The 25,442-nt window shown below is 68.8% G+C and carries 30 protein-coding genes; 13 read left to right on the top strand and 17 right to left on the bottom strand.

All coding sequences use genetic code 11. The annotated features are described in order from the left end of the window. The first annotated feature begins 56 nt into the window (after nt 1–56). Nucleotides 57–1,658, top strand: coding sequence for a fatty-acid--CoA ligase FadD8 (gene fadD8 / locus QRN63_RS02885; protein ID WP_285029137.1), 1,602 nt, complete (start codon nt 57–59; stop codon nt 1,656–1,658). A gap of 96 nt (nt 1,659–1,754) precedes the next feature. Here fadD8 and QRN63_RS02880 read toward each other — a convergent pair whose 3' ends face one another. Further along, complete coding sequence (locus tag QRN63_RS02880) at nt 1,755–2,426, bottom strand: FadR/GntR family transcriptional regulator (protein ID WP_285029135.1); 672 nt, start codon at nt 2,424–2,426, stop codon at nt 1,755–1,757. A 47-nt stretch (nt 2,427–2,473) separates the two neighbouring features. Between QRN63_RS02880 and QRN63_RS02875 the strand changes: the two genes are divergently transcribed. Next, nucleotides 2,474–3,742 (top strand): CynX/NimT family MFS transporter, encoded by a 1,269-nt coding sequence (locus tag QRN63_RS02875; RefSeq protein WP_285029133.1) that lies wholly within the window; start codon nt 2,474–2,476, stop codon nt 3,740–3,742. On the opposite strand, the gene QRN63_RS02870 is transcribed toward QRN63_RS02875, so the two are convergent. Further along, the gene (locus tag QRN63_RS02870; protein ID WP_285029131.1) at nt 3,743–4,366 is read right to left on the bottom strand and encodes a hypothetical protein; all 624 of its coding nucleotides are present in this window, start codon (nt 4,364–4,366) and stop codon (nt 3,743–3,745) included. 176 nt (nt 4,367–4,542) lie between these two features. Here QRN63_RS02870 and QRN63_RS02865 point away from each other — a divergent pair, with 176 nt between their 5' ends. Next, the gene (locus QRN63_RS02865) at nt 4,543–4,995 is read left to right on the top strand and encodes a nitroreductase family deazaflavin-dependent oxidoreductase (RefSeq protein ID WP_285029129.1); all 453 of its coding nucleotides are present in this window, start codon (nt 4,543–4,545) and stop codon (nt 4,993–4,995) included. 74 nt (nt 4,996–5,069) lie between these two features. Here QRN63_RS02865 and QRN63_RS02860 read toward each other — a convergent pair whose 3' ends face one another. Further along, complete coding sequence (locus QRN63_RS02860) at nt 5,070–5,345, bottom strand: hypothetical protein (RefSeq protein ID WP_061004016.1); 276 nt, start codon at nt 5,343–5,345, stop codon at nt 5,070–5,072. Nucleotides 5,346–5,447: 102 nt separating this feature from the next. Here QRN63_RS02860 and QRN63_RS02855 point away from each other — a divergent pair, with 102 nt between their 5' ends. The 5 genes from QRN63_RS02855 to QRN63_RS02835 all read left to right on the top strand — a co-directional run bounded on the left by QRN63_RS02855 (nt 5,448) and on the right by QRN63_RS02835 (nt 8,921). Then, on the top strand, nt 5,448–6,365 hold the full coding sequence (locus QRN63_RS02855) for a 1,4-dihydroxy-2-naphthoyl-CoA synthase (RefSeq protein WP_285029125.1): 918 nt from the start codon (nt 5,448–5,450) through the stop codon (nt 6,363–6,365). Between the two features lie 129 nt (nt 6,366–6,494). Further along, complete coding sequence (locus QRN63_RS02850) at nt 6,495–6,962, top strand: hypothetical protein (RefSeq protein WP_267318830.1); 468 nt, start codon at nt 6,495–6,497, stop codon at nt 6,960–6,962. 19 nt (nt 6,963–6,981) lie between these two features. Continuing rightward, a complete protein-coding gene (gene bluB, locus QRN63_RS02845) occupies nt 6,982–7,629 on the top strand; it encodes a 5,6-dimethylbenzimidazole synthase (RefSeq protein WP_285029122.1) in 648 nt (215 codons plus the stop codon). Between the two features lie 25 nt (nt 7,630–7,654). After that, entirely contained in the window at nt 7,655–8,527 is an 873-nt protein-coding gene (locus tag QRN63_RS02840) for an SDR family oxidoreductase (RefSeq protein ID WP_285029120.1), read from the top strand. Between the two features lie 4 nt (nt 8,528–8,531). Further along, a complete protein-coding gene (locus QRN63_RS02835; protein ID WP_285029118.1) occupies nt 8,532–8,921 on the top strand; it encodes a VOC family protein in 390 nt (129 codons plus the stop codon). A gap of 31 nt (nt 8,922–8,952) precedes the next feature. Here QRN63_RS02835 and QRN63_RS02830 read toward each other — a convergent pair whose 3' ends face one another. Genes QRN63_RS02830 through QRN63_RS02820 form a run of 3 tightly spaced genes read right to left on the bottom strand, consistent with a single transcriptional unit; the run spans nt 8,953 to nt 10,833 of the window. Then, the gene (locus tag QRN63_RS02830) at nt 8,953–9,261 is read right to left on the bottom strand and encodes a DUF3349 domain-containing protein (protein ID WP_285029116.1); all 309 of its coding nucleotides are present in this window, start codon (nt 9,259–9,261) and stop codon (nt 8,953–8,955) included. 10 nt (nt 9,262–9,271) lie between these two features. Further along, nucleotides 9,272–9,553: a hypothetical protein gene (locus QRN63_RS02825; protein ID WP_285029114.1), complete on the bottom strand. Its 282-nt coding sequence runs from the start codon at nt 9,551–9,553 to the stop codon at nt 9,272–9,274. A 32-nt stretch (nt 9,554–9,585) separates the two neighbouring features. Continuing rightward, on the bottom strand, nt 9,586–10,833 hold the full coding sequence (locus QRN63_RS02820; protein ID WP_285029112.1) for an inorganic phosphate transporter: 1,248 nt from the start codon (nt 10,831–10,833) through the stop codon (nt 9,586–9,588). A 272-nt stretch (nt 10,834–11,105) separates the two neighbouring features. Between QRN63_RS02820 and QRN63_RS02815 the strand changes: the two genes are divergently transcribed. The 3 genes from QRN63_RS02815 to QRN63_RS02805 all read left to right on the top strand — a co-directional run bounded on the left by QRN63_RS02815 (nt 11,106) and on the right by QRN63_RS02805 (nt 14,417). Next, nucleotides 11,106–11,444 carry a DUF3349 domain-containing protein gene (locus tag QRN63_RS02815; RefSeq protein ID WP_285029110.1) on the top strand — a complete coding sequence of 113 codons (339 nt, stop codon included), beginning with the start codon at nt 11,106–11,108 and terminating at the stop codon, nt 11,442–11,444. Further along, the gene (menE, locus tag QRN63_RS02810; protein WP_285029678.1) at nt 11,441–12,589 is read left to right on the top strand and encodes an o-succinylbenzoate--CoA ligase; all 1,149 of its coding nucleotides are present in this window, start codon (nt 11,441–11,443) and stop codon (nt 12,587–12,589) included. The genes QRN63_RS02815 and menE overlap by 4 nt, the downstream gene beginning before the upstream one ends. A gap of 97 nt (nt 12,590–12,686) precedes the next feature. Further along, nucleotides 12,687–14,417, top strand: a complete 1,731-nt coding sequence (locus QRN63_RS02805; RefSeq protein WP_267318822.1) for a DUF4407 domain-containing protein — start codon at nt 12,687–12,689, stop codon at nt 14,415–14,417. A gap of 266 nt (nt 14,418–14,683) precedes the next feature. Here QRN63_RS02805 and QRN63_RS02800 read toward each other — a convergent pair whose 3' ends face one another. From QRN63_RS02800 to QRN63_RS02790, 3 genes are read right to left on the bottom strand one after another with little or no spacing between them, the layout of a single operon-like run. Beyond that, nucleotides 14,684–15,799 carry an NAD(P)H-dependent flavin oxidoreductase gene (locus QRN63_RS02800; RefSeq protein ID WP_267318821.1) on the bottom strand — a complete coding sequence of 372 codons (1,116 nt, stop codon included), beginning with the start codon at nt 15,797–15,799 and terminating at the stop codon, nt 14,684–14,686. A 48-nt stretch (nt 15,800–15,847) separates the two neighbouring features. Continuing rightward, nucleotides 15,848–16,624 carry an S-methyl-5'-thioadenosine phosphorylase gene (locus QRN63_RS02795; protein ID WP_267318820.1) on the bottom strand — a complete coding sequence of 259 codons (777 nt, stop codon included), beginning with the start codon at nt 16,622–16,624 and terminating at the stop codon, nt 15,848–15,850. 3 nt (nt 16,625–16,627) lie between these two features. Beyond that, nucleotides 16,628–16,957: a hypothetical protein gene (locus QRN63_RS02790; RefSeq protein ID WP_267318819.1), complete on the bottom strand. Its 330-nt coding sequence runs from the start codon at nt 16,955–16,957 to the stop codon at nt 16,628–16,630. Between the two features lie 35 nt (nt 16,958–16,992). On the opposite strand from QRN63_RS02790, the gene QRN63_RS02785 reads away from it, so the two are divergent. Continuing rightward, the gene (locus tag QRN63_RS02785; protein WP_285029106.1) at nt 16,993–17,865 is read left to right on the top strand and encodes a 1,4-dihydroxy-2-naphthoate polyprenyltransferase; all 873 of its coding nucleotides are present in this window, start codon (nt 16,993–16,995) and stop codon (nt 17,863–17,865) included. Nucleotides 17,866–17,875: 10 nt separating this feature from the next. Here the strand turns inward: QRN63_RS02785 and QRN63_RS02780 are convergent, their stop codons facing one another. Next, on the bottom strand, nt 17,876–18,193 hold the full coding sequence (locus QRN63_RS02780) for a DUF4229 domain-containing protein (protein ID WP_502888071.1): 318 nt from the start codon (nt 18,191–18,193) through the stop codon (nt 17,876–17,878). Between the two features lie 49 nt (nt 18,194–18,242). Between QRN63_RS02780 and QRN63_RS02775 the strand changes: the two genes are divergently transcribed. After that, entirely contained in the window at nt 18,243–18,386 is a 144-nt protein-coding gene (locus QRN63_RS02775; RefSeq protein WP_267318817.1) for a hypothetical protein, read from the top strand. A 7-nt stretch (nt 18,387–18,393) separates the two neighbouring features. Here the strand turns inward: QRN63_RS02775 and QRN63_RS02770 are convergent, their stop codons facing one another. The 7 genes from QRN63_RS02770 to hemL are packed head-to-tail and all read right to left on the bottom strand — an operon-like array spanning nt 18,394 to nt 25,282. After that, nucleotides 18,394–19,470 (bottom strand): MinD/ParA family ATP-binding protein, encoded by a 1,077-nt coding sequence (locus tag QRN63_RS02770; RefSeq protein ID WP_502888070.1) that lies wholly within the window; start codon nt 19,468–19,470, stop codon nt 18,394–18,396. A 9-nt stretch (nt 19,471–19,479) separates the two neighbouring features. Next, nucleotides 19,480–20,448: a c-type cytochrome biogenesis protein CcsB gene (gene ccsB / locus QRN63_RS02765; protein WP_267318815.1), complete on the bottom strand. Its 969-nt coding sequence runs from the start codon at nt 20,446–20,448 to the stop codon at nt 19,480–19,482. Continuing rightward, nucleotides 20,445–21,992: a cytochrome c biogenesis protein ResB gene (gene resB / locus QRN63_RS02760; protein WP_285029102.1), complete on the bottom strand. Its 1,548-nt coding sequence runs from the start codon at nt 21,990–21,992 to the stop codon at nt 20,445–20,447. Before resB ends, ccsB begins: the two co-directional genes overlap by 4 nt. Beyond that, nucleotides 21,992–22,771: a cytochrome c biogenesis CcdA family protein gene (locus QRN63_RS02755; RefSeq protein WP_267318813.1), complete on the bottom strand. Its 780-nt coding sequence runs from the start codon at nt 22,769–22,771 to the stop codon at nt 21,992–21,994. Before QRN63_RS02755 ends, resB begins: the two co-directional genes overlap by 1 nt. Then, nucleotides 22,768–23,343 carry a TlpA family protein disulfide reductase gene (locus QRN63_RS02750; RefSeq protein ID WP_285029676.1) on the bottom strand — a complete coding sequence of 192 codons (576 nt, stop codon included), beginning with the start codon at nt 23,341–23,343 and terminating at the stop codon, nt 22,768–22,770. The genes QRN63_RS02755 and QRN63_RS02750 overlap by 4 nt, the downstream gene beginning before the upstream one ends. A gap of 29 nt (nt 23,344–23,372) precedes the next feature. Further along, nucleotides 23,373–23,981 (bottom strand): histidine phosphatase family protein, encoded by a 609-nt coding sequence (locus QRN63_RS02745; RefSeq protein WP_267318812.1) that lies wholly within the window; start codon nt 23,979–23,981, stop codon nt 23,373–23,375. Next, nucleotides 23,978–25,282 (bottom strand): glutamate-1-semialdehyde 2,1-aminomutase, encoded by a 1,305-nt coding sequence (gene hemL / locus QRN63_RS02740; RefSeq protein ID WP_285029099.1) that lies wholly within the window; start codon nt 25,280–25,282, stop codon nt 23,978–23,980. The genes QRN63_RS02745 and hemL overlap by 4 nt, the downstream gene beginning before the upstream one ends. Nucleotides 25,283–25,442 lie beyond the last annotated feature (160 nt).

Raw genomic sequence — 25,442 nt, 5'->3', positions numbered from 1 at the left:
GGATGCTAGACCGCAGGGCTTGACCTACGGACTAGAACACGTTCTAGTCTTAGGCTATGAGTGACGAGCTGCTGCGCCATCCCCTGCATTCCGGGCACTTGACCGTCGGCGCCCTTAAGCGCAACAAAGACAAGCCGGTCCTGTTCCTCGGCGATACCACGCTGACCGGCGGCCAGCTCGCCGACCGCATCAGCCAGTACATTCAGGCCTTCGAGGCGCTCGGGGCCGGCTCCGGCGCCAGCAGCGGCCTGCTGTCCCTCAACCGGCCCGAGGTGCTGATGATCATCGGCGCCAGCCAGACCCAGGGCTACCGCCGCACGGCACTACACCCTCTCGGTTCGCTGGACGATCACGCCTACGTCCTGACCGACGCCGGCGTCACGACCCTGATCATCGACCCCACCGAGGCGTTCGTGGAGCGGGCCATCGGCCTGCTGGAGAAGGTGCCGTCGCTCAAGCAGATCCTGACCATCGGCCCGGTGCCGGATGCGCTGATCGGATCAGCGATCGACCTGGCCGCCGAGGCCGCCAAGTACGAGCCGCAGCCGCTCGAGGCCGCCGACCTGGCGCCCGACCACGTCGGCGGGCTCACCTACACCGGCGGCACCACCGGCAAGCCCAAGGGCGTCATCGGCACGACGCAGTCCATCAGCACCATGACGACCATTCAGCTGGCGGAATGGGAGTGGCCCGAGCACCCCCGGTTCCTGATGTGCACGCCGCTGTCGCATGCCGGCGCCGCGTTCTTCACGCCGACGATCGTCAAGGGCGGCGAGCTGATCGTGCTCAAGAAGTTCGACCCCGCCGAGGTGCTGCGGGTCATCGAGGAGCAGAAGATCACCGCGACCATGCTGGTGCCGTCGATGATCTACGCGCTGATGGACCACCCCGACTCGCACACGCGGGATCTGTCGTCGCTGGAGACCGTCTACTACGGCGCCTCGGCCATGAACCCGGTGCGCCTCGCCGAGGCGATCCGCCGGTTCGGCCCGATCTTCGCGCAGTACTACGGCCAGTCCGAGGCGCCGATGGTCATCACGTACCTGGCCAAGGGCGAGCACGACGAGAAGCGGCTGACGTCCTGCGGGCGGCCGACGTTGTTCGCGCGGACGGCACTGCTCGGTGACGACGGCCGGCCGGTCAAGCAGGGCGAGGTCGGCGAAATCTGCGTGTCCGGCCCGCTGCTTTCGGGCGGCTACTGGAACCTGCCGGAAGCCACCGCCGAGACGTTCAAGGACGGCTGGATGCACACCGGTGACCTGGCCCGCGAGGACGAGGACGGTTTCTGGTTCATCGTCGACCGCACCAAGGACATGATCGTCACCGGCGGCTTCAACGTCTTCCCGCGTGAGGTGGAAGACGTTGTCGCCGAACATCCTTCGATCGCCCAGGTCTGCGTCGTGGGCACCCCCGACGAAAAGTGGGGCGAGGCCGTGACGGCCGTCGTCGTGCTGCGCCCGGAGGCCGACCGATCCGAGGAGGCCATCGCGAAGATGACCGCCGAGATTCAGGCCGCGGTCAAGGAACGCAAGGGCTCGGTGCAGTCGCCGAAGCACGTCGTCATCGCCGACGCCGTGCCGGTGACAGCGCTCGGCAAGCCCGACAAGAAGGCCGTCCGCGCCCAGTTCTGGGCCGGCTCGGAGCGTTCCGTCGGCTAGCTGTTTGCTCCGCGAGCAGACGTGAAAACCCCTAATTTCCAACGAAATTGGGGGTTTTCACGTCTGCTCGCGAGTCGGAGGTTCCCCCTCCTCACGCTAAGAGGGCAACCCGGCCAGGAGTCGGTCGAAGAGCACCGCCGCCGCGGCGGCCGCGCCGTCGGGATCTCCGGCGACGACGCGGTCGAGCAGCCGGTGATGGTCCTCGAACTCGGTCTCGACGGGCGTCTCGTTCATGACGGACACGCTCGCGGTGATGACCTCGATGAGCCCGAGGTACAGGTCGATGAGCATGGTGTTGCCCGACGCCCGCATGACGGCGCAGTGGAATTCGGTGTCGGCGTGGACGAATTCGTCGTGGTGCCCGGCGCGCTGTTCGTCGTCGCGCCCGTCCAGCAGCCGCCGCAGCGTGGCGAGGTCGTCGTCGGTCCGGTTGGTGGCGGCCAGCCGGGCGCCTTCCACTTCCAGCCCGCGGCGCACCTGCAGCACGTCACGCAGCTCGTCGCTGCACAACCTGCTCAGCGCGCCTGACACCTCACTGGTGGCGCGGACGTACGTGCCGTCGCCCTGCCGCACCTCGAACAGCCCGGCATGCGCCAGTGCCCGCACGGCCTCGCGCACGGTGTTGCGGCCGACCCCGAGCGCTTCGACGAGATCGGTCTCATTGGGGATTCGATGCCCGACGGGCCATTCCCCGTCCGCGACCGAACCCCGGAGCTGCTCGATGACCTGCTCGACCAAGCCGGCCCGGCGGGCTGTGTTCAGCGCCACGCAATCATCCTTTCAACCAATCATAGGATGTATGGCATCCTAGCAGGATGAGTGCTGCCGTGAACGGAACCAAACACACCCGTTACGAAGATGAATTGGCACTCGAACTCGACGGCGCCATCGAGATCGCGGACGTCCCGGCACGCCCGAACACCCGCCTGGCCAGTGGCGTCCTGCTGGCGCTCGCCGTCGTCGTCACCGCGCTGAATCTGCGGCCGTCGGTCACCAGCGTCGCTCCCCTGCTCGGCGAGATGCGCACCGCACTCGGGGTGTCGTCAGTATGGGCCGGCATCCTGACCACCCTGCCCGTGCTGTGCTTCTCGGCCGCCGGCGCCACCGCGCCGTTGCTGTCCAAGCGGATCGGCCTGGGCCGGACCGTCACGCTGGCCTTGCTGGCGCTGGCCGTCGGGCTGGCGGTGCGACCGTTCGGCGATGGCGGCCTCATGCTGGGCGCCACCCTGCTCGCCTCGTCGGGCGTCGCGCTGGCGAACGTGCTGATCCCGGTGGTCATCAAGAGTTCGTTCCCCGCCCGCGTCGGCCTGATGACCGGCGTCTACACCAGCGCACTGCAGGCGGGCGGAGCCTTCGGCGCCGCCGTCACGCCGGCCGTCGAACACAGCGTCGGCGGTTGGCGTCCGTCGCTGGCCATCTGGGCGGCCCTCGCGCTGGCGGCCCTGCTCCTGTGGGTGCCCGCGGCCCGTCGCCATCGCACCGACTGGGCCGCCACCGCGGCCCAGGCCACCAGGCGCCGCTCGCTGCTGCGTAACCCGCTCGCCTGGACGGTGACGGTCTACATGGGCAGCCAGTCATTCCTGGCCTACGTCATGATGGGTTGGCTCCCACAGATTTTCATCGACAACGGCATGGACAAGACCAGCGCCGGCGTGATGTCCGGGGTGATGTCCCTGATCGGCGTCCCGATCGCGCTCCTGATCTCACCGCTGGCCGCCCGCAGCACGCACCAGAGCCTGTGGAACGTCGGCCTCGGCGTGCTGGGCGTGTCCGGCACCATCGGCCTGCTGATCGCACCGATGGCGGCGCCGGTGCTCTGGAGCACGATGATCGGCATCGGGTTGAGCGCGTTCTCGCTGGCGCTGACCATCATCGCCCTGCGCGCCCGCAACGCCGAGGACACCGCACAGCTCTCGGGTATGGCGCAGGGCTTCGGCTACCTGTTCGCCAGTACCGGCCCGTTCCTGTTCGGACTGCTGCACGACGTGTCCGGCGACTGGCACGTCCCGTTCGTGTTGTTCTTCAGCGTGTACGCCGTGCAGTTGACGGCCGGCTGGTTCGCCGGGCGCAACCGCTACGTCTAGCTAGTACTGCTGCGGGTAGCCGGGGTAGCCGACGGGAGCGACGGGCGCCGACTGCGCGCTCTTCCACCGGCACCACTGCTGCGTCGAATTCAGCGCAGCCAGTACACCGGTGGCGAGCGCGAACACGATCGGTATCGCGGCGCTCAGCACCGACAGGCCCGCCATGCTCTGCATCCCCTGGTAGCCGCCGCCCAGCGTGGTGTCGAGCCGCTTGAGGATGGTCAGCGCCGCGAACAGACCGATCAAATTCGACAGCACCACGACCGTGCAGCCGCCCATGACGATCCAGCGGCCCACCCCGCGCCCGAGAACCAGCAGCACACCACCGACGAGCAGCGCGATCGCCACGATCGTCTGGACGACGGCCATGCCGCTGGTGAGGCTCATCAGCCCGGATCGGGCGTCGCTGTCGTAGGAACCGGACAGCTCGCCCAACGTCGCGACCACGTACCAGCTGGAGAACGCCTGGAAGGCCGTCGACACCGCGCCGAGCATGCTCAGCACCGCGGCGATGATCGCCGTCACGCCCGACGGTCCGGACGGCCCGGGCAGGGGCGCGCCGTAACCCGCGGGTTGGGGGTATTGCGGCTGGGGGTACTGCGGGTAGGGCACGTTCGGCGGCACGCCTGGAGCACCGTACGGGTTGGGTGGCCCATACGGTTGACCCGGTGGTTGACCGGGTCCGAACTGCCCAGGCCCGTATTGCCCGGGGGGCCACTGATTCGACATCGAAACCCCTCTTTCAGCTGGGCGAACATAGCACGCCAGCGCGGTTTCGGCCCCTCGTCTAGCCTCGGGTCATGGCCCAGGACAGCGACGCGAATCTCAAGCCACCCTGGTGGCTCAAGCCCATGAACAAGGTGATGATGGCCGTCATGCGGGTGGTCCCGATCAAGGGTCCCGTGGTGCTGACGGTGCCCGGCCGCACATCCGGTGAACCGCGGTCCACGCCCATCACCCCGTTCGAGGTCGACGGCCGGCGCTACGTGGTGGGCGGGTTCCCGAACGCCGACTGGGTACGCAACGCGCGGGCCGCAGACACTGCCACCGTCACGCACGGCCGGCACCGTGAAGCGGTCCGGCTGTTCGAGGTACCCGCCGAAGAGGCCCGGCCGCTGTTGCGGCAGTTCCCCATCCTGGTGCCGACAGGTGTCGGCTTCATGAAGAGCGCGGGCCTCGTCACCGGACCCAACCCCGACGAATTCGAAGCGCTCGCCGGCCGCTGCGCGGTGTTCCGCTTCGACCCCGTCTAGACACCGACGAGCGTGGGGGTTGACGAGAAATTCTGGACGAATTTCCGCGTCAACCCCCACGCTCGGGCAGCCGTCTAGATGTGCGGCGCGTTCTTGATCGGGGCGTCCTGCTGGCCGACCGTCTGACACCACGCCAGCGCCGACGCGCGCGTCCCCGACACCTCGAGCGACGACGGATCGGCGCCCTTGCGATCCTTGATCATCTTGTTGACCGCCTCGTTCTGCGTCTTCTCGTCGGCACCCACGAAGTCCTTGCACTTGGTATCGCCACCCTGGACGGCCGGCGAGCATCCGACCAGCATCAGTCCGGCAATGACTCCCGACACCACCACGCCTGCTGACCGCTTCATCAAGGACCTCCCTGTATTTGGGCCGCGAACGGCCGCTGATTGTGTCCGATCTAGTACCCCTGGGTGGCGCGCACCAAACACAGTCGGCTCTAAGGTCGAGGCGTGAACGCAGACAATCCATTTGACCCGCAGCTCTGGCAGCCGGTGACCGAACTCGGGGAACTCACCGACATCACCTACCACCGCCATGTGCGCGGCGGTGAACCGCAGCCGACGGTCCGGATCGCCTTCGACCGGCCCGAGGTCCGCAACGCCTTCCGGCCGCACACCGTCGACGAGCTGTACCGCGCCCTCGACCACGCCCGGATGAGCCCCGACGTCGGTGTCATCCTGCTCACCGGCAACGGGCCGTCACCGAAGGACGGCGGCTGGGCCTTCTGCTCCGGTGGCGACCAGCGCATCCGCGGCCGCAGCGGCTACCAGTACGCCTCCGGCGAGACCGCCGAGACCGTCGACCCCGCACGCGCCGGCCGACTGCACATCCTCGAGGTGCAGCGGCTGATCCGGTTCATGCCGAAGCCCGTCATCTGCCTCGTCAACGGCTGGGCGGCCGGCGGCGGCCACAGCCTGCACGTCGTCTGCGACCTGACCCTGGCCAGTCGGGAACATGCCCGGTTCAAGCAGACCGACGCCGACGTCGGCAGCTTCGACGGTGGCTACGGCTCGGCGTACCTGGCCCGGCAGGCCGGGCAGAAGTTCGCCCGCCAGATCTTCTTCCTGGGCCGCGCCTACGACGCCGAGACCATGCACAAGATGGGCGCGGTCAACGAGGTCGTCGACCACAAGGACCTGGAAACCGTTGCGCTGCAATGGGCTGCCGAGATCAACGGCAAGTCGCCGCAGGCCATCCGGATGCTGAAGTTCTCGTTCAACCTGATCGACGACGGCCTGGTGGGTCAGCAGATCTTCGCCGGCGAGGCCACGCGACTGGCCTACATGACCGACGAAGCCGTGGAAGGCCGGGACGCGTTCCTGCAGAAGCGCGACCCGGACTGGAGCGAATTCCCGCGCTACTTCTGAGCGCGCCGACGTCGGTTCGGCGTCCTGTCGGTCGGACGGACGACAGCACGCTGTGTGCTTTCCCATGAGTGCGCTGTGTATCCGCTTGGGCGCGTGTCGATGTGGCGCGCCTCGCGTCACACTTGGCACGTGGACGTCGGGGCACATGCGCGGATCGGCCGGTGGGCGCTGGGGGTCGAGGGTTTCGCGCTGGGCGTCTTCGGCGGCACCGGCCTGGCCTGGTCCATGGCGAACCCGCATTTCGGTGCCGCCGGGGCGCCGATCATGTGGCTGCGCGTGACTCCACTGCACTGCTCCCTGCTGCTCGTGGTCGGCGTGCTGACCGTCTTTGCCGCGTTCGGCCGGAGCGCGGCGTTGTTCAACCGCATCGCCGCCGTCGGCTGGTTCATCGTGACGGCGGTGTGCATCGCGGCCACCTCGAGCCACAGCCCGGGACCGCTGGGCTTCGACTCGCGTGACACCGTGCTCTACGCGACCCTCACCGGATACAACGTCGCGCTGGCGGCGTGGTTCGGCTTCCCCAGACGAACCACATCCTCCGAGCACCCGCCCCGCCGGTTCCACCGGCGGCACTCCGACGCGATCGGGTCCCGCTGATCCCTGTTAGCCTCCCGGGGTGAGCGAGCCGAGTTACTCCGACGCCGAACGCGCAGCCATCTACCGCGTCATGTCCGAGCGACGGGACATGCGGCATTTCACGCCCAATTCCAAAGTGCCCGAAGATGTTCTGCGCCGCATCCTGGAGGCCGCGCACATGGCACCGAGCGTCGGGCTGATGCAGCCGTGGCGCTTCCTGCACATCACTGACCCGGCCACGCGGACCGCGATCAAGGAACTCGTCGACGCCGAGCGGATCCAGACCGGGGAGGCCCTCGGGCCGCGCGAGGCGGAGTTCCTGGCGCTCAAGGTCGAAGGCATCGGCGACTGCGCCGAGCTGTTCGTGGTGGCACTGGGTGACGACCGGGAACGCCACATCTTCGGCCGGCGCACCATGCCGCACATGGACCTGGCGTCCGTGTCGTGCGCCATCCAGAACATGTGGCTGGCGGCCCGCGCGGAAGGCCTTGGGCTGGGCTGGGTTTCGCTGTTCGAACCGGCAGCGCTGGCCGAACTGCTCGGCATGCCCGGGGGCGCCGACCCGATCGCGGTGCTGTGCGTCGGCCCGGTACCGGAGTTCCCGGACCGCCCCGAACTCGAGATCGTCGGCTGGACGACGGCACGCCCACTCGACGACCTGGTGTACACGAACATCTGGCCCGCCTGATCGCCGTGCCCCCTAAGCTCAGGGCGTGAGTAAGAGTCCACTACAGCGCGTCAGCGAGAGCCTGCTGCTCGCCGGCATGCGACCACCCCTGATCGAGCGGTTGTCGGGCCACGGCGAGGTCGACCTGGCCGGGAAACGCATCGTGCTGACGGGGGCGTCGTCAGGCATCGGCGAGGCGGCCGCCGCCAAGTTCGCGCGCCTCGGCGCGACGGTCGTCATCGTCGCCCGCCGGGCCGACCTGCTGGACAAGGTGGCCGCCCGGATCACCCACAGCGGCGGCGACGCCATCGCGCGGCCGTGCGACCTGTCCGACATGGACGCCATCGACAAACTGATCACCGACGTGCAAGCCGAGCTGGGCGGCGTGGACATCCTGATCAACAACGCCGGCCGGTCCATCCGCCGGCCGCTGGCCGAGTCCCTGGACCGCTGGCACGACGTCGAACGCACCATGACGCTGAACTACTACTCGCCGCTGCGCCTGGTCCGCGGCTTCGCCCCCGGCATGCTCGAGCGCGGCGACGGGCACATCATCAACGTGTCCACGTGGGGTGTGATGAACGAGTCGTCGCCGCTGTTCGCGGTCTACAACGCCTCCAAGGCGGCGCTGACCGCGGTGAGCCGGGTGATCGAAACCGAGTGGGGCGCGAGCGGAGTGCACTCGTCGACGCTGTTCTACCCGCTGGTGAAGACGCCGATGATCGCGCCGACCCGCGCCTACGACGGACTCCCCGGACTCTCCGCAGACGAAGCCGCCGACTGGATGATCACCGCGGCCAAGACCCGCCCGGTGCGCATCGCGCCCCGGATGGCGGTGACGTCGCACGCGCTCAACAGCTTCGTCCCCGGGCTGGTCGACAAGATGATGAAACGTCAACGCGCACAACCGGCCGGGTGACGCGATGGAGATCCTGGCCAGCCGCATCCTGATCCGGCCCGTCGACTACGCGGCGTCGGTGGCCTTCTACCGCGACGCGATCGGCCTGGCCATCGCCCGCGAATACGGTGCCGGCACCGTGTTCTACGCCGGGCAGTCGCTCATCGAACTCGCCGGCCACGGCCGCGACGACGACGGGCCCGCGGTTCCGTTCCCCGGCGCGCTGTGGCTGCAGGTGCGCGACGTCTATCAGACCCAGGCCGAGCTCGAAGGCCGTGGAGTGCCGATTGCCCGTGCGGCGAGGCAGGAACCGTGGGGCCTGCACGAGCTGCACGTCACCGATCCCGATCAGGTCGCCCTGATCTTCGTGCAGGTACCCGACACCCACCCACTACGACGAGACACCCGGAGCTAGCGCTCCGGGTGTCTCAGGTGGTGAGTGTCTGTCAGCGCGCCGGCGTGGCGAGCGGCCAGCCGACCAATGCCAGCCGCGCGGACACCTGGTGGATGTCGTCAGCGCTGGGTTCCTGGTTGGTGACTGCTGCGATCGCGGCGTGAATCTCGGTCTCGGTGACCGGGGTCTCGCCGTCGTTGCTGCGCAGGATGGACCGCGCCGCCTCGACGACCTCGTCCTCGGTGAGCGAGCGCTTCAGCAGCGCCAGCACCGGGTAGTAGTCCTTGGGCGGCACACCGTCGGGGTATCCCGCCCGCAGCCAGCGCAGGACATTCTCGAACAATCCGTTGGATTCGGTCATTTTCGCAAGCTCACTTCTTCAGGAAGGGGAAGAGGTCGACGCCGGTGTGGTGGATGATCGTCGACCGGGTGATCCACAGGATCGCGAGCAGGACCACCGCTCCGACCAGTACGAACAGCGTCAGACCCAGGTACTTGAGGATCGGGTTGGGGGCCGCGACCGATCCGTCGGCGTGCTCGCCGCCGGCTCCGTTGGAGTAGGCGACCAGGCCGCCCGCGAACACCGCGGGCAGTCCGGCGCCGAGGATGAGACCCACGACGAGGACTTTGAGGATGGCTTCCACGTAGTTCATCAGTGATTCCTTTTCGTTCAGTTCGCGGGGAATCAGACGCCGGCGGATTCGGGCGACTTGGCGGCGGCGTCACGGACGTCGGCCGGCACCACGGAGTTGGTCGAGTCGTCCCAATCGGCGTTGACGTTGCTGCTGTCGACCTTCTGCTGCTGCGCACGCCAGTACATGAAGCCCGACAGCGCGACCAGGATGACGAAGATCGTGCCATCGCCGACCAGCGCCGAACCGGTCGCGGACTTCAGGCCGTAGGACAGCCAGTACGACAGGGCACCGACCAGCGCCGCGGCCGGCAGTGTGATCAGCCAGGCCATGGCCATGCGTCCGGCGACGGCCCAGCGGACCGACGCCCCCGGCTTGCCGACGCCACTGCCCAGGATCGAACCCGTGGCGACGTGGGTGGTGGACAGCGCCATACCGGCGGCGCTGGAGCTCAGGATGATCGCGGCCGAGGATGCCTCGGCGGCCAGGCCCTGCGGGGACTCGATCTCGACGAGGCCCTTACCCAGGGTGCGGATGACGCGCCAGCCGCCGATGTAGGTGCCCAGACCAATGGCGAGGGCGCAGGAGGCAATGATCCAGAACGGCAGGCCGTCCTTCTTCACATCACCGGTCAGGTGGCCGGTGGTGATGAGAGCCAGGGCGATGACACCCATGGTCTTCTGCGCGTCGTTGGTGCCGTGGGACAGCGCGACCAGCGACGCGGTGGCGATCTGGCCCCAGCGGAAGCCGTCCTCACGGCGCTTCTTGATGACGTTGCGCGTGATCCGGTACACCAGCCAGGTTCCGACAGCGGCCACGAGGCCGGCGATGAACGGAGCTGCGACGGCCGGGATCAGAACCTTCTGGATGACACCGGACCAGTTGATGCCGGCAGTCCCGAGCGCGGCCAGGCCGGCACCGATCAGTCCGCCGAAGAGCGCGTGCGACGAACTGGAGGGGATGCCGAACAGCCAGGTGAGGAGGTTCCACAGGATGCCGCCGATGAGGCCGGCGAAGATGATGGTGAGTCCGGTCGACGCATCGATGGACTTCAGGAGGTGCCCGGACTTACTGTCCTGAATCTTCAGCACCGAGGTGGTGACGGTGACGGCGACCTCGACTGACAGGAACGCGCCGACCAAGTTCAGGACGCCGGCCAGCAGCACCGCGGTCTTGGGCTTCAGCGCGCCTGTGGCGATCGAGGTCGCCATGGCATTACCGGTATCGTGAAATCCATTCGTGAAGTCAAATGCCAGTGCTGTTGCGATCAACAGCCCCAGGATGACTAGCTCTGCGCTCATGGCGCTCATTCTGGTGTAACCGCGCCGTTTTTTGCGAGTTACAGTTACCCCGAAATCAGACCACGACCTGGGTCTTTGCGGAGCTGCTCAAGGTGTTCACTGAGAGTTCATCCGCTCGTGAGGCGCGGTTCTACCGCCAACGCGCTGCTCAGGGCGGTGAGGACTACCGTGTCGGTGAACCCGCCGCAACCGCGTCTACCGTTTCGGGGCGCTGGATTGCGACTATCGATGTGGACAACGCCCGACGTCCAGAACCCGGAGGAGGTGACGCCATGAACGTTTTTCTCAGCAAGATTGTGGCGTGGCTGCAGGCCGGATATCCCGACGGCATCCCGGCCACCGATCGGGTACCGCTGCTTGCCCTGCTGTCCCGGCGGCTGACCAACGACGAAGTCAAGTCTGTCGCACGCGGGCTGATGAACCGTAGCGAATTCGACGACATCGACATCGGCGTACTGATCACCCAGATCACCGACGAGCTGCCCCGCGGCGAGGACGTCGAACGCGTCCGCGAACGCTTGGCCGCGAAGGGCTGGCCCCTCGACGATCCCCGCGACCCGATCGACGGCGAGCCTGGCGGCGGAGGCCCAGGCAATGGAGGCCCGACATAGCCGTCCTCCGTACCGTCGCCGTCGGTTCCGGTGACGCGGCCCTCGCCCTGATCCCGGAATTGGCGCAGGCCCTGGACGGCCGCGGCGCGCTGCTGCCGGTGCCGGCCGACGATGACCGTCAGACCGCGCTGCTGACCGAGACGTTGCGGGCCGGCGAGCCCGTCGACGACGACGTGGCGGTGGTGGTGTCGACGTCGGGTTCCACCGGAACCCCCAAGGGCGCCTTGCTTTCCGCCGCGGCGTTGCACGCGAGTGCCGACGCCACGCACGACCGGCTCGGCGGCCCCGGCCGGTGGCTGCTGGCGCTGCCGGCCTACCACGTCGCCGGAGTGCAGGTCCTGGTGCGGAGCCTGCGGGCCGGCACCGTGCCCGTCGTCTTGGACCCGGGTTTCGACGCCGGCGAATTGCCTTCTGCCGTAGCAGCTCTGGGCCCCGGTCGGCGTTACACGTCACTGGTTTCGGTACAGCTGGCCAAGATCCTGGCCGATCCCGCCGCGACCGCGGCCCTGGCCGAGTTGGACGCCGTCCTGATCGGCGGCGGCCCCATGCCGGCGGGCCTCGGCGAAAAGGCCTCGGCCGCAGGCATTTCCGTGGTCCGCACCTACGGGATGAGCGAAACCTGCGGCGGCTGCGTCTACGACGGAAAACCGTTGCCCGGCGTCCGACTGCGGATCGACGACACCGGACGGATCGCGTTGGGCGGCCCCACGCTGGCGTCGGGTTACCGGAATCCCGTCGACCCGTCGCCGTTCGTGGACGGCTGGTTCGTCACCGATGACATTGGCGCGGTGGATGATTCGGGTGTGCTGCGGGTGCTGGGCCGCGTCGACGACGCGATCGCGACGGGCGGGCTGAAGGTGCTGCCCGCGCTCGTCGAGTCGGCCTTGGCCGGCCATCCGGCCATCGCCGAATGCGCGGTGTTCGGCGTGCCCGACGAACGACTGGGCCAGCGGGTGGCCGTCGCCGTCGTCCTGCACCCGGACGCCGACGCACCCACCGTCGCTGACCTGCGGGAACACGTCGGCGCCACCCTGGCCACCACCGCCGCTCCACGTGAGGTGCACGTGGTCGCCGAACTCCCCCGCCGGGGCATCGGCAAGCTGGACCGGCGGGCGCTGACGCTGCAGTACCAGAAAAACGCCTGATCGGCCCGTGATGCCGGTCACAGCATCGGCGCTTGATTCGGTGGCGGGCCCGGCTCTCTGGGACCCTGGAATGCGGACCGGAAGAGTTGGAGTTTCCATGCCTGCCCACAGACAGCCTGACAACCACCCGGCGGTGACCGCCCTGACCTGGTCAGGAGGCGTGCTGGCCTGGCTCGTCGCCGCCGCCGTCGCGACCCCGTCCACCGGTTTGCCACTGGCCGTCGTGCTGCCCGTGACCCTGATCTTCGGTGCGCTGGTCGTCGTGGCCATCCGCAGCACCGTCGCCAGTGCCCGCGGGACCGCGGGCCGGGTGGCCCTCGCCGTCGCGATCGGCCTCCTGGTCGGCGAGCTCGCCGCGATGACGCTCTTCAGCAATGCCATCACCCAGCGCATGGACGCCGAGGCCGCGGCCCGCGCGGCGAGCACGCCGGCGGTGGCCACCGCGCAGGGCCAGTTGGATGCGCTGCGCGCCGGCCGCGGCGCGCTCGACGCGGCCGTCGACTCCGCCCGCCGGCGCCGTGACGACGCCCAGGTCGTGGCCCGCTGCGAGTACCACCCGACGCCGGCCTGCGCCCAGCAGCCGGTCACCGGTGTGCCCGGTGACGGCCAGATCACCCAGAACACCCAGGACATCCTCGAACACGACCAGCGTGAGCTCGACGCCGCGCTGGCTGCCCGTAATGACCAGGCTCCGAGCCTCGACGCGCGGATCGCCGGCGCCGAGCACGCGGTGACGGCGGCGCGCGACGCGGCCGGCACCGACGCGGACCGTGGGTTCGGCGCACGGTGGGTCGCGATGAACGGCTACACCGTCGAGACCCCTGCCGCGCTGGTGGCGCGCATCGCCGTGATCGGCGTCTGCGTCCTGCTGTACCTGCTGCCGATGCTGCTGCACGCCCGGCAGGACCGAACCCTGCGCGAGCGCCACGACGAGTCCCGGCTGCGGGCCGAGTTGCGCGCCGAGACCGCCATCGCCGTCAAGCAGGCCGAGGTGCGGGCCGAAGCCGAGATCCTCAAGGCCGAACACCAGCTGGCCGCGATGCGCCTGGCGCTGGAATCCGACGCCGAGATCAACCGCGAATATCACCGCCAACGCGTGGCCGAGGCCCTGACCGGCGAACCGGCACAGCCGGCGCTCGCGGCCCCGACCGCAGAGGTGCTGCGGCCGGCCGAGCCGAAGCCGCAGCCCCTGTACTCGGACTGGGATGAACTCATGGCGTTCCCGGACCCGCAGCGACGCTCATTGAGCGCGGCACCCGCGCCGGCGCCCAAACCCGAACCCGAACCCGCCGAACCGATCGCCGCGGCCGAGCTCGTCCCGGTCGACGAGAAGCCCGCCGAGAATCTGCCGGTGCCCGCGACGTCGCAGCCCGCCGGCGGCCTGACGCTGCCGCAGCTGCCCGACCTCACCAAGGTGGCGGCGCGCCTGCTGCGTCCGCTGATGGCACCGGTGGCGCCCGTCGTCGACCGCGTGATCGACACGTCGGTGCAGCAGCTGCGCTCGGCGCAGAAGGTCATCGAGGAGTTCGAGGAGATCACCTTCACGCTGCGGCGGACCTCCCGGACGACGGTGAGCGAGAGCGAGCATGAGCAGTCATCGGGCCCGCGCACCGCGGAGCCGGGCCAGGCGCTGGGACCGGGCCAGGGCGTGCATCCGCGCGTCGAACCCCAGTGGGCCGCACCGCAGATGAATGCGACGTTCGCACCGACCACCCCGCTGCGCGGCGTCGATCAGCACACCGCGCTGAGCGGTGCCGACACCACGATCATCGACGCCGCCGACGAGCGCCGTCAGCTCAAGGAAGGCCGCCGCGCCATCGAGCCGTAGCCGCGAAGAACCGCTCTGGGCGGCATCTTCGATCTGGAGCTGTCGCGAAACGCGACATTGTCAGCCGATGCTGACAGCTTCAGATCGCACGTGCCGCGGGAGAGCCCCCACGCCCGCTCCAAACCAGGGACGTTCTCAGGACGCCGGAGGTCCCTGAGTTCAATCTCCAACGGTAGATCGCCAACACGATTGAGCCCAGGCACTTTCGACCACGTCTGTGCGGGCGACCACTTTCGTTACCAATGGCCGTCGCCGCGCACCAGCCCCTAGGGCAGCGAGCGGTTCAGGCGCTCGGTGGCGGCGAGGTAGTCCTCGATGAACTCACGGACGACCTCGCGCGCGGGCTTGACCTTGTTCATCAGGCCGACGCCCTGGCCGACGAAGTAGGTCGCCAGTTGCTGGGCGCCCGGATGCCCCTGCGCGGCCAGCCGATCGATGCGCCGGATCACCGGCTCGCTCAGCATGTTCTGCAACGGTAGTGGAAGTGGCTTGCGGCCACCGTCTTTCGGCGCCCACGCATCCGTCCAATCCGAAACCAGTTGACGCGCAGGCTTTCCGGTGCGGCCCGCCGACCGTACGGTGTCCCGTGACGTGGCCGCCAGCATCTTCTGCTTGGTGGCCGGCGCGGTCTCGGCCTCCTCGGTGGTCAGCCACACCGAGCCGGTCCAGGCCCCGGCGGCGCCGAGCGCGACCGCAGCGGCCATCTGCCGGCCGGTGACGATGCCGCCCGCCGCCAGTACGGGAACCGAATCATCAATGGCCTCAATCACTTCCGGCACGACGACGAGCGTCGACACCTCGCCGCAGTGACCGCCAGCCTCGGTGCCCTGCGCGACGATGAGGTCAACCCCGGCCGCCACCTGCTTGACGGCGTGCTCCTTGGCGCCGACCAGCGCGGCCACCGGAATCCCCCGCTCGCGGCCTGCCTCGATCATGTAGTCCGGCGGCACCCCGAGGGCATTGGCGATCAGCTTGATGGGGTGGCTCAACGCCACGTCGAGCAGGTCATGCCCGGTGTTGCCGGACAGCACCGAGCCGCCGGTACGGACGCGTTCCTCCGGCTCGATACCGTGGTCGATGAGCAGCTGGGTGACGAATTCCCGGTATTCCGAAGGGATTCGGTCGGCCAGCTGGCCGTCGGACAGATTCTCGCCCTTGCCCTCGAATTTCGCCGGCACGATGATGTCCGCGCCGTAGGGCCGGCCGCCGACGTGGTCGTCGATCCAGTTGAGTTCCCGGTCGAGCTGCTCAGGTGTGTACGCCGTCGCGCCGAGCACGCCGAATCCGCCGGCATTGGTGACGGCGGCGACCACGTCGCGGCAATGACTGAAGGCGAAGAGCGGAAAGTCGATACCGAGCTGTTCGCAGATGCGGGAAGTCACCCGTCAGTTCTTCCACCCCGACTTGACGGGTGTCAAGAGCGGGCCCGATCAGGGCAGTTCAAACGGCAGGTTCACCCCGGCGTGGGCCAGGCAGTGGGTGCAGGTCCGCTCGGCGGGGACGGTCGCGAGGGCCTGCTGCACCAGCGCCTTGAACATGGGGGTGTTCCGCTCGAACTCCGCGAAGACGTCGACAGTGGTGACCCCGGCCCCGGCCTCGATACCCGCGTCCAGGTCGGTCACCAGAGCGATTGCCGCGTAACACATCTCGAGTTCGCGGGCCAGCACCGCCTCGGGATAGCCGGTCATGTTCACCAGCGTGAACCCCTGGGTCGCGAACCACTGGCTCTCGGCGCGGGTGGAAAAGCGCGGCCCCTGGATGACCACCATGGTGCCGCCGTCGATGACGCCCGGCTGCTCGGACGCCACGGCACGCAGCGTCGGACAGTACGGATCGGCGAAGCCGACATGGATCCCGCCGGCGTCGAAGTAGGTGTCCTCACGGCTACGGGTCCGATCCACCAGCTGGTCCGGCACGACCACAGCGCCGGGGCCGAGGTCGGCGGTCAGGCTGCCGACGGCGCACGGAGCGAAAATCCGCCGCACCCCGAGCTTGCGCAGCGCCCACATGTTGGCCCGGTACGGCACCGTGTGCGGCGAGTACTCGTGCTTGAGCCCGTGCCGGGGCAGGAACGCCACCTCGTGTCCGCCGACAGCCCCGATGGTGATCGGCGCGCTCGGCGCGCCGTAGGGCGTGTCGACGGAGACGGTGCGCGCGTCGTCCCCGAAGAACGTGTAGAAACCGCTACCGCCGATGACTCCCAGCATCCGTTATTCGGCGTCGGTCGCCGGATTGGTCGTGGCGGTGTCCGCTTCTTGCGGCTCCACGGCCGTGGCGGGCGTCGGCGCGGGCACGTCCGCGTCCTCCACCTCGTCGGTGTCCTCGATGTCGTCCTGGTCGAGTTCCAGCTCCGCGCGGGCGCGCCGGGCGCCGTCGCGGATCTCGAATGCGTCGGTGGCCAGGGCGCCGATGGAGCTCGCCACGTCCTTGACGGCGGTGACGACGATGTTCATGACCTCGCCGACGGTGCCTGCGACGGCTTCGACGGATTCCTGCACGACGTCTTTGCGAATCTCGTTCTTGCTGAGCCGATCCTTCATGCCGATAAGTGTAGGGGCGTGGGACGATTGCGCGCGTGGCCAGTCTTTCGCAGTGGATAGAGGGCGCCCGACCGCGGACCCTCCCGAATGCCGTCGCTCCCGTGCTGGCAGGCACCGGTGCCGCCGCCTGGGTCGGCGGTGAGGTGTGGTGGAAAGCGGCTCTGGCCCTTGTGGTTTCGATCTCGCTGATCATCGGAGTCAACTACGCCAACGATTACTCCGACGGCATCCGCGGCACCGATGACGACCGGTCCGGGCCGGTCCGCCTGGTCGGCGCCAAATTGGCGTCACCACAGGCGGTGCTGGCGGCGGCCGTGATCAGCCTGTCCATCGGCGCAGGTGCCGGCCTGGCGCTGGCCCTGGTCAGCCAGCCGTGGCTGATCGCCGTCGGCGCGGCGTGCATCGCCGGCGCCTGGTTGTACACCGGTGGCACCAACCCCTACGGCTATCGGGGGCTCGGCGAGGTCGCGGTGTTCGTGTTCTTCGGGCTGGTCGCCGTGCTCGGCACGCAGTACACCCAGGCGCTGCGGGTCGACTGGGTGGGACTCGTGCTCGCTGTCGCGGTCGGGTCGTTGTCGTCAGCGGTGTTGGTGGCCAACAACCTTCGCGACATCCCTACCGATCAGGTGTCCGGCAAGATCACGCTGGCGGTGCGCCTCGGCGATGCCCGCACCCGGCAGCTGTTCCAGGTGCTGACGTTGCTGCCGTTCGTGCTGACTGCGATCCTGACGCTCGCGACCCCCTGGTGCCTGGTCGGCTTCGCGGCGGCGCCGCTGGCGGTCCGCGCGGCCAGGCCGGTGCGCACAGGTCTCGGCGGCCGCGAGCTGATCCCCGTGCTCAAGGACACCGGGCTGACGATGCTGGTGTGGGCCGCCCTGATCACCGCGGTGCTGGTGATCAAGCCGTAGCGCCGCGGCGTCAGTCGCCGGCGGAATCCTCGCCGTGCAGCCGGGCCCGCAGCTGCTCGCGCTCGGCGCGGCGGCGCTCGTCGACGGCGGCGATGCCGGCAGTGGCCCGGCGGCGCAGCGGTGCGAACAGCCAGATGCCCAGCGGCATGCCGAGAACCAGTGCGAACAGCAGCGCCACCATGGCCGGGAAATCACGGATTCCCAGCAACGCAACAACGCCGAAGATCGCGCCGGCAATCACCGCTACCAGCAGCAACCGGGCGAGCGCGTAGAGAAAGACGTCGAGCAGCAAACGTGGCATGGACGGGGTGGCGGGCGCATCAGACACCGCACGAGTTTACCGACGGACGCGTATATTCGAATAAAGGAGGTTTTACGTGCAGTTCCTGCTCCTGATCGCGCTGTTGGCTCTGTTGGCCTATGTGGGTTGGCGCGCCACTCGTGCTACTGCCGCGCGGCCGACAACCCGCGTCATCGGCCCGGACGACGATCCGGAATTCCTGCGCCGGCTCGGTTCCTAGCGACTCTCTACAGCGACAGCGGAAATCCGTCGGCGACTGCCACGGCCAGTTCCAGCAACGCATCCCTGGTATCCGGCCGGAGCCGGTCCAGACTGATCTCGGCGCCCTCCTCCAGGTGCGGATCGAACGGCACCAACTGCACTGCCCGGCACCTGCGGCCGAAGTGGTCGACCACCTTGCGCAGATCGACCTTGCCGGATCGCGGACGCACCGCGTTGACCACCGCGACGGCGTTGCGCACCAACTCCTGATGACCGTGCGCGTCGAGCCAGTCGAGCGTCGCGGCGGCGCTGCGGGACCCGTCGACCGAGCCTGAACTGATGACGACGAGCACGTCGGCGTGGTCCAGCACCGCGCCCATCGCCGAATGCAGCATGCCGGTGCCGCAGTCCGTGATCACGAGCCGGTAGTAGGGCTCCAGCACCGCCAGCGTGCGGGCGTAATCCTCCGAGCTGAACGCCTCCGACACCGCCGGATCGCTCTCCGAGGCCAGCACCTCGAGTTGGCTCTCACCGCGCGAGGTGTAGTTGCGGACGTCGCTGTAGCTGGCGATGCCCTCGGCGTCACGCAGGAGATGGCGGACCGTCGCCGGCGTCTCCAGCGGCACCTTCTGGCTCAGGGTGCCCCGGTCCGGGTTGGCGTCCACCGCGATGACCCGGTCGCCGCGGATCGACGCGAACGTCGCCCCCAGCGTCGCGGTGATGGTCGTCTTACCGACGCCGCCCTTGAGGGACAGCACCGCGATCCGGTAGCAGTCCCGCAGCGGGCGGTTGATCTGCGCGGTCAGCCGGTTGCGGTGCAGGGTCTTGGGACTGTCACCGGGGTTGAGGAGCGTGCCGGTCGCGTAGTACAGCGCCTTGCGCCAGCCGGACGACGGTGCACGGCTCGGCCGACTCAGCAGCGCGACCGTGGCGGGGTCCAGACTCCGCGGCTTCGCGGGCTTCGGCGCCACGACAGGGGTCACCGCATGCGCGATGACGATGCGGGTCTCCGGCGCCGCGGTGGGCGTGGTGACCGCGACGGGGTCGGCCGGGTCTTTGAACCGGCCCTGGGCGCGGAAAGAAGGCACGATCAGCCCCGACATCTGTCCGGCTCAGCCGACGCCGGCGTACGAGTGCAGGCCGACGGTCACCAGGTTGATGAAGAACAGGTTGAAAACCATCGCGACGAAGCCGACGACGTTGATCCACGCGGCCTTCTTGTCACGCCAGCCTGCGGTGGACCGGGCGTGCAGGTACGCGGCATAGACGACCCACGCGACGAACGACACCGTCTCCTTGGGGTCCCAACCCCAGTAGCGGCCCCACGCCTCCTCGGCCCAGATGGCGCCGAAGATGACGCCGAATCCGAAGATCGGGAACGCGAAGATCGTGGTCCGGTAGGCGATGCGGTCCAGGGTCTGCGCATCCGGCAGCCGCTGGATCATCCGGCCGAACCCGTTGTCCTGAAGAGCCAGCGGCGACATCTTGAGCAGGAAGAGAATGCTCGCCACACCCGCGACCAGGAAGACGCCGGAACCCAGGCTGACCACCGAGACGTGGATGGGCAGCCAGTACGACTGCAGCGCGGGCATCACCGGGGCAGCGTTGGTGTACAGGTACTTGACCGACACCGCCAGCAGGATCAGTTCGGGCACCAGGACGAAGACCCACAGCGCGCGGTATTGCGGCTTGCGCAGCACGATCGAGGCGGCGACCAACCCGCAGAAGCTGGTCAGGTTGATGAACTCGTACATGTTGCCCCACGGCACGCGCATGGTGGCCAGGCCGCGCAGCACGATGCAGACGAAGAGCATCGCGATGCCGACGTACACGAGCGCCAGCCCGACGCGGCCGATCCGCTCGTCAACCGTGCGGGTGGGTTCGTCGACGATCACGCCGGGGGTGGCGCTGTTGGCGCCCACGCCCGCGCCGACCAGCTCCCGGGTCTCGACCTTCCGGCCACGGCTCGACGCCAGTTCGACGGCCAGCAAGACGAAAGCCAGGCACAGCACCGTCCAGGAACTGAAGAACGCCCAGTCCGAGTACCGGGCCAGGTCGATGTCGATGTGCTCTGTATTCATCGCTTGTCCTCAATCAACCGCTCTGTGAGCTTCTCGAACTCGTCGCCCCACCCCGAGTTGTCCGTACGTGCCAGGCCGCCGAGCTCGACGTTGACGGTACCCGGCCCGGCCGACACGATCCGAATCCAAACGCGGCGGCGCCGCACCACCAACGACACCAGCAGCCCGGCCATCATCGTCAGCGCGAACACCAGTACCCACACCTGCGCCGGGTCGTGGGACACCTGCACGTTGATGAACGGCACCGCGCCGTCGAACTTGATGACGGTGCCGTCGTCCAGCTTCGTCTGCTCGCCGGCCTTGAGGTTGACGCGCGCCTGCTTGGTGAGCCGCTTCTGCTCGATGAGGCCCGGGTCCAGCGAGAACAGCGACTGCGGCTTACCGCTGTCCAGGCCGCTGTCACCGCGGTAGATGTCGATGGCGACCGCGGGCGCGTTCATCGCCGGGAAGCTCGAGGACAGCAGCTTGCCGTCGAGTTCGGCGGTCGGGGCGAAAAGCCCCTGGATGGCGATCTGGTGCTTGCGCCGCTCGCGGTCGTCGGGATAGCTGCCGCCCGGCGGGTCGACGCGCGCGACGCCCGAGGACAGCAGCGTCAGGGCGTTCTCGGGCTTCCACTGCACCGTCGACGTGCGGGTCTGGCCGTTCGGGAACGTGACGGTGAAGGTCGGCGCGTAGCCGTGGCCCTGCAGGTAGATGCGTTCGCCGCCGATCCGCAGGGGGTGATTGACCTCCAGCCGGTACGGCCGCCAGGTGCCGCTGACGAGGTCGGCGCCGTCCTGGTAGTCGATGTTCGCCGCGAACGCCGTGGCCTGCCCGCTCGGCAGGTAGCGGGCATCGAAGTCGTGCACGCGCAGGCAACTGGGGTGCAGTGCGGTGCCGTCGACGACGTTGCCGGCGCGGAACGAGTCGAACGCGGCCGGCGAGGCCGAACAGAACCCGGGCCCGCCGTCGGCGATGACGATGACGTTGCCCTCGTAGCCGAACATCTTGCCGAACGCGATGGCCACCAGCAGGCCCAGCAGCGAGAAGTGGAAGACGATGTTGCCGAACTCGCGCAGGTAGCCCTTCTCGGCCGAGATTTCGCGCGTGCCATCGTCCAGCGTGCGGGTGGTCTGGCGCCAGCCCTTGAGCCGTGTGGTCACCTGCGCGGCGACCGCGTCCGGCTCGCCCGGGACGGTGGCTGCGGCGTGCTTGGGCAGCCGCGCGAGGTTCCGCGGCGCGGGCACCGGGACGGCGCGCAGGCTGCGGATGTGCTCGATCATGCGCGGCGTCAGGCAGCCGACGAGCGAGATGAACAGCAGCACGTAGATCGACGTGAACCAGAAGCTCGAGAACACCGAGAACGCCTGCACCTTGTCGAGCCACGGCCCGATCGTCGGATGCTGCGCCAGGTACTCGTCGACCTTGCCGGCGTTGAGGGAACGCTGCGGCAGCAGCGCGCCCGGGATGGCACCGAGGGCCAGCAGGAACAGCAGCACCAGCGCGGTGCCCATCGACGTCAGCGTCCGCCAGGTGTTGCGGAACAGCGCGAAAACACGTGCCATCAGATCGGGAGCCTCACGTTGCTGACGAAGGCGTCGCGCACCCACGAGGTGAAGTCGTTCCACACGCCGGTGACGAGCGCGGTGCCGACGACGATCAGCAGCAGGCCGCCGAAGATCTGGATGGCGCGGGTGTGCCGACGCAGCCAGCCCAGCCCTTGCACGGCGCGGGCCGACCCGAAGGCCAAGAGCACGAACGGGATTCCGAGACCCAGGCAGTACGCGACGACGAGCGCGATGCCGCGGGCGACGCTGGCGCCGTCACTGGCGGAGGCCACTGCGATGACGCCGGTGAGTGTCGGCCCCAGGCACGGCGTCCAGCCCAGCCCGAACACCGCACCCAACAAGGGGGCCCCGACGACCGTCGACACCTGGCGCGGCGTGAACCGCACCTGACGCTGCAGCGCCGGCACCAGCCCGATGAACACCAGGCCCATCAGCACCGTGATGACGCCACCGATGCGTTGCAGCAGAAGCTGATTGGCGATGAGCGTCGTGGTCAGACCGAGCACCGCGACCGCGCCCATCAGGAACACCGCGGTGAAGCCCGCGACGAACAACGCCGCCGCGCCGGCCACGCGCCAGCGCGCGGTGCGGACTTTCGTAGACCCGGCAGTGACTTCCGATTCATCCACACCGACCACCGCGGCCAGATACGACAGATACCCAGGCACCAGCGGCACCACGCACGGCGACGCGAACGACACGAGCCCGGCCAGCACGCTCACCCCCAAGGCCACCAACAGCGGTCCGGCCGCTGCGGTTTCGGTGAAGGAGTTCATGCCTTGCCCTCTTTGGCGAGCCGCTCGACGACGGGCTCGAGGTCATCGGCCAGCAGCTCCCGCAGGAACACCGCGGCCACCCGGTGCTGACGGTCCAGCACCAGCGTCGACGGGATGACCGTCGTCGGGTACTTGCCGCCGAACGCGATCATGGTGCGCATGGCCGGGTCATAGATGGACGGGAACGTCACCTTGTGGTCGACGACGAAGTCGACCGCGGCCTGCCGGTTGTTGTCGCGCACGTCGATGCCTAGAAAAGCCACGCCGCGACTCCTTGTGGCGTACACCTTCTCGAGCTCGGCGATCTCCGAGCGGCACGGGCCACACCACTGGCCCCACACGTTGATCACCACGACCTGATCCGAAAAGTCCTCCAGCGACAGGGTTTTCGAGGGATCCGTGAGCGACGGACCGCGCACCGCGCCCGGCTTGCCGCGGCTCGCCGGCGGGTCGTAGAAGATGTCGGTCTTGCCGCCCGGCGCCACGAACTCGAAGGTGCCGCCCTGCGCGACGGCGTCGTCACCGGTGGAGCAGCCGACGAGCAGCACGGCCGTCGTCAGGACGGCCGCCATCACTGCCCCGGCACGGGCCACCAACGAGGTCACTGTCCGGCCAGCTCCGAATATCCCCAGCCGACCATCTGGTCGCCATGGAAGTAGAACGACGTCACCGACGCCAGGTTGCACATCCGCTTCGTCGGGAAGTGGTGCAGGTTCTTGCCGAGCATCGCGCGCCGCAGCGTCTCCACCGGCAGCTGATGGCTGACGCACACCGCCTCGTGCCCCATGCCCTTGATCCGGGCGCGGTCCACGGCGCCGGTCATCCGTTCCGCGATGTGCTTGTACGGCTCGCCCCACGACGGGGTCTTGGGGTCGCGCAGGTGCCACCAGTTCCGCGGGTCGCGCAGGGCCCCGTCACCCGGCGAGACTCGCTGTCCCTCAAACACATTCGTCGACTCGATGAGCTCGGGATCGGTGTCGATGGGCAGGCCGTGCCGGGCCGCGATGGGCGTCGCGGTCTCCTGCGCGCGCTCCAGCGGCGACGCCACGACGTAGACGATGTCGCGCTCGGCCAGCCAGCCGGCGACGGCCTCCGCCTGCGCCTGTCCACGCTCGGACAGATGGAAGTTGGGCTTGCGGCCGTACAGGATCTTGTCCGGGTTGTGGACCTCGCCGTGCCGCATCACGTGCACGATCGTCTTGTCGGTCATGCGGGCTCCTGAGCTTGGGCGGCGGCCTGCGCGGCGGCGGGCAGCGCGTCGGCGATCCGGTCGAACGCAGCGTCGTCGAGTGCGGCCGAGACGAACCAGGTTTCGAAGGCGCTGCACGGCGGGTAGACCCCGGCGTCCAGCAGGGCGTGGAAGAACGCCGGGTAGCGCCAGGTCTCGGTGGCCTTGGCGGACGCGAAGTCGGTGACGGGCGCATCGCCGAAGAACACCGTCAGGAAGTTCCCGGCGCGTGAAATCCGGTGCGCGACAGACGCTTCGGTGAGCGCTTGAGACAAGAGCCCCGACAGCCGGTCTGCGTTACGGTCCAGGGCGGCGTACACCGCGTCGTCGGCGGCGCGCAGCGTGGCCAGACCCGCGGCCATCGCGACCGGGTTCCCGGACAGCGTGCCGGCCTGGTACACCGGCCCGAGCGGGGCCAGCCGTTCCATCACCTCGGCGCGGCCACCGAACGCGGCGGCGGGCAGGCCGCCGCTCATGACCTTGCCGAAGGTGAACAGGTCGGCGGCGACCGGGTCGAGGCCGTACCAGCCGCCACGGCTGACGCGGAAGCCCGTCATGACCTCGTCGATGATGAGCAGCGCGCCGTGCTCGGCCGTGATCTGCCGCAGCGCGGCGTTGTAGCCCGCGGCCGGCGCGACGGTGCCCATGTTGCCCGGGCTCGCCTCGGTGATGACGCAGGCGATCTGGTCGCCGGCCGCGGCGAATGCCTGGCGCACTGCCTCGACATCGTTGTACGGCAGCACGATGGTGTCGGCGGCGGCCGCGCCGGTGACACCCGGCGACGACGGCAGCCCCAGCGTGGCGACGCCCGAGCCGGCGTCGGCCAGCAGCGCGTCACTGTGGCCGTGGTAACAGCCGGAGAACTTGATGATCTTGGGCCGGCCGGTGAAGCCGCGGGCCAGCCGGATGGCGCTCATGGTCGCCTCGGTGCCGGAGTTCACGAAGCGGAGCAGGTCGACAGGAGCCACCCGGTCGATGATCTCTTTGGCCAGGTCGGTCTCGGCGGGCGTCGGCGCGCCGAACGACAGGCCGTTCACCGCGGTGGCCTGCACAGCCTCGACCACGGCGGGGTGCGCGTGGCCCAGGATCATCGGCCCCCACGAGCACACCAGATCGACGTAGCGGTTGCCGTCGGCGTCGGTCAGCCAGTAGCCGTTGGCCGAGGTGATGAAGCGAGGGGTACCGCCGACCGAGCTGAAGGCCCGCACAGGCGAGTTGACCCCGCCGGGGATCACGGTCGACGCGTCGGCGAACAGTTTCGCGGAGACGTCGGTAGAGCGCATGGCCACCAGTGTCCCAGCCCGCTGCCGCAGCACCAACTACAGGGTGTAGGAGGGGGCCGGTGACAGCGGCCCGATGACGGGCGCCGGCCACCGACGAGCCGTCGCGAATGTAACCGGAGGGCGGAAAAACGGCCGATTCTCCGCCACGGCGTTACGCTCG

Source organism: Mycolicibacterium sp. lyk4-40-TYG-92, assembly GCF_030209435.1.
GTDB lineage: Bacteria > Actinomycetota > Actinomycetes > Mycobacteriales > Mycobacteriaceae > Mycobacterium.
Note: the sequence above shows the minus strand (reverse complement) of the source record. Positions and strands in the feature narration are given on the sequence as shown.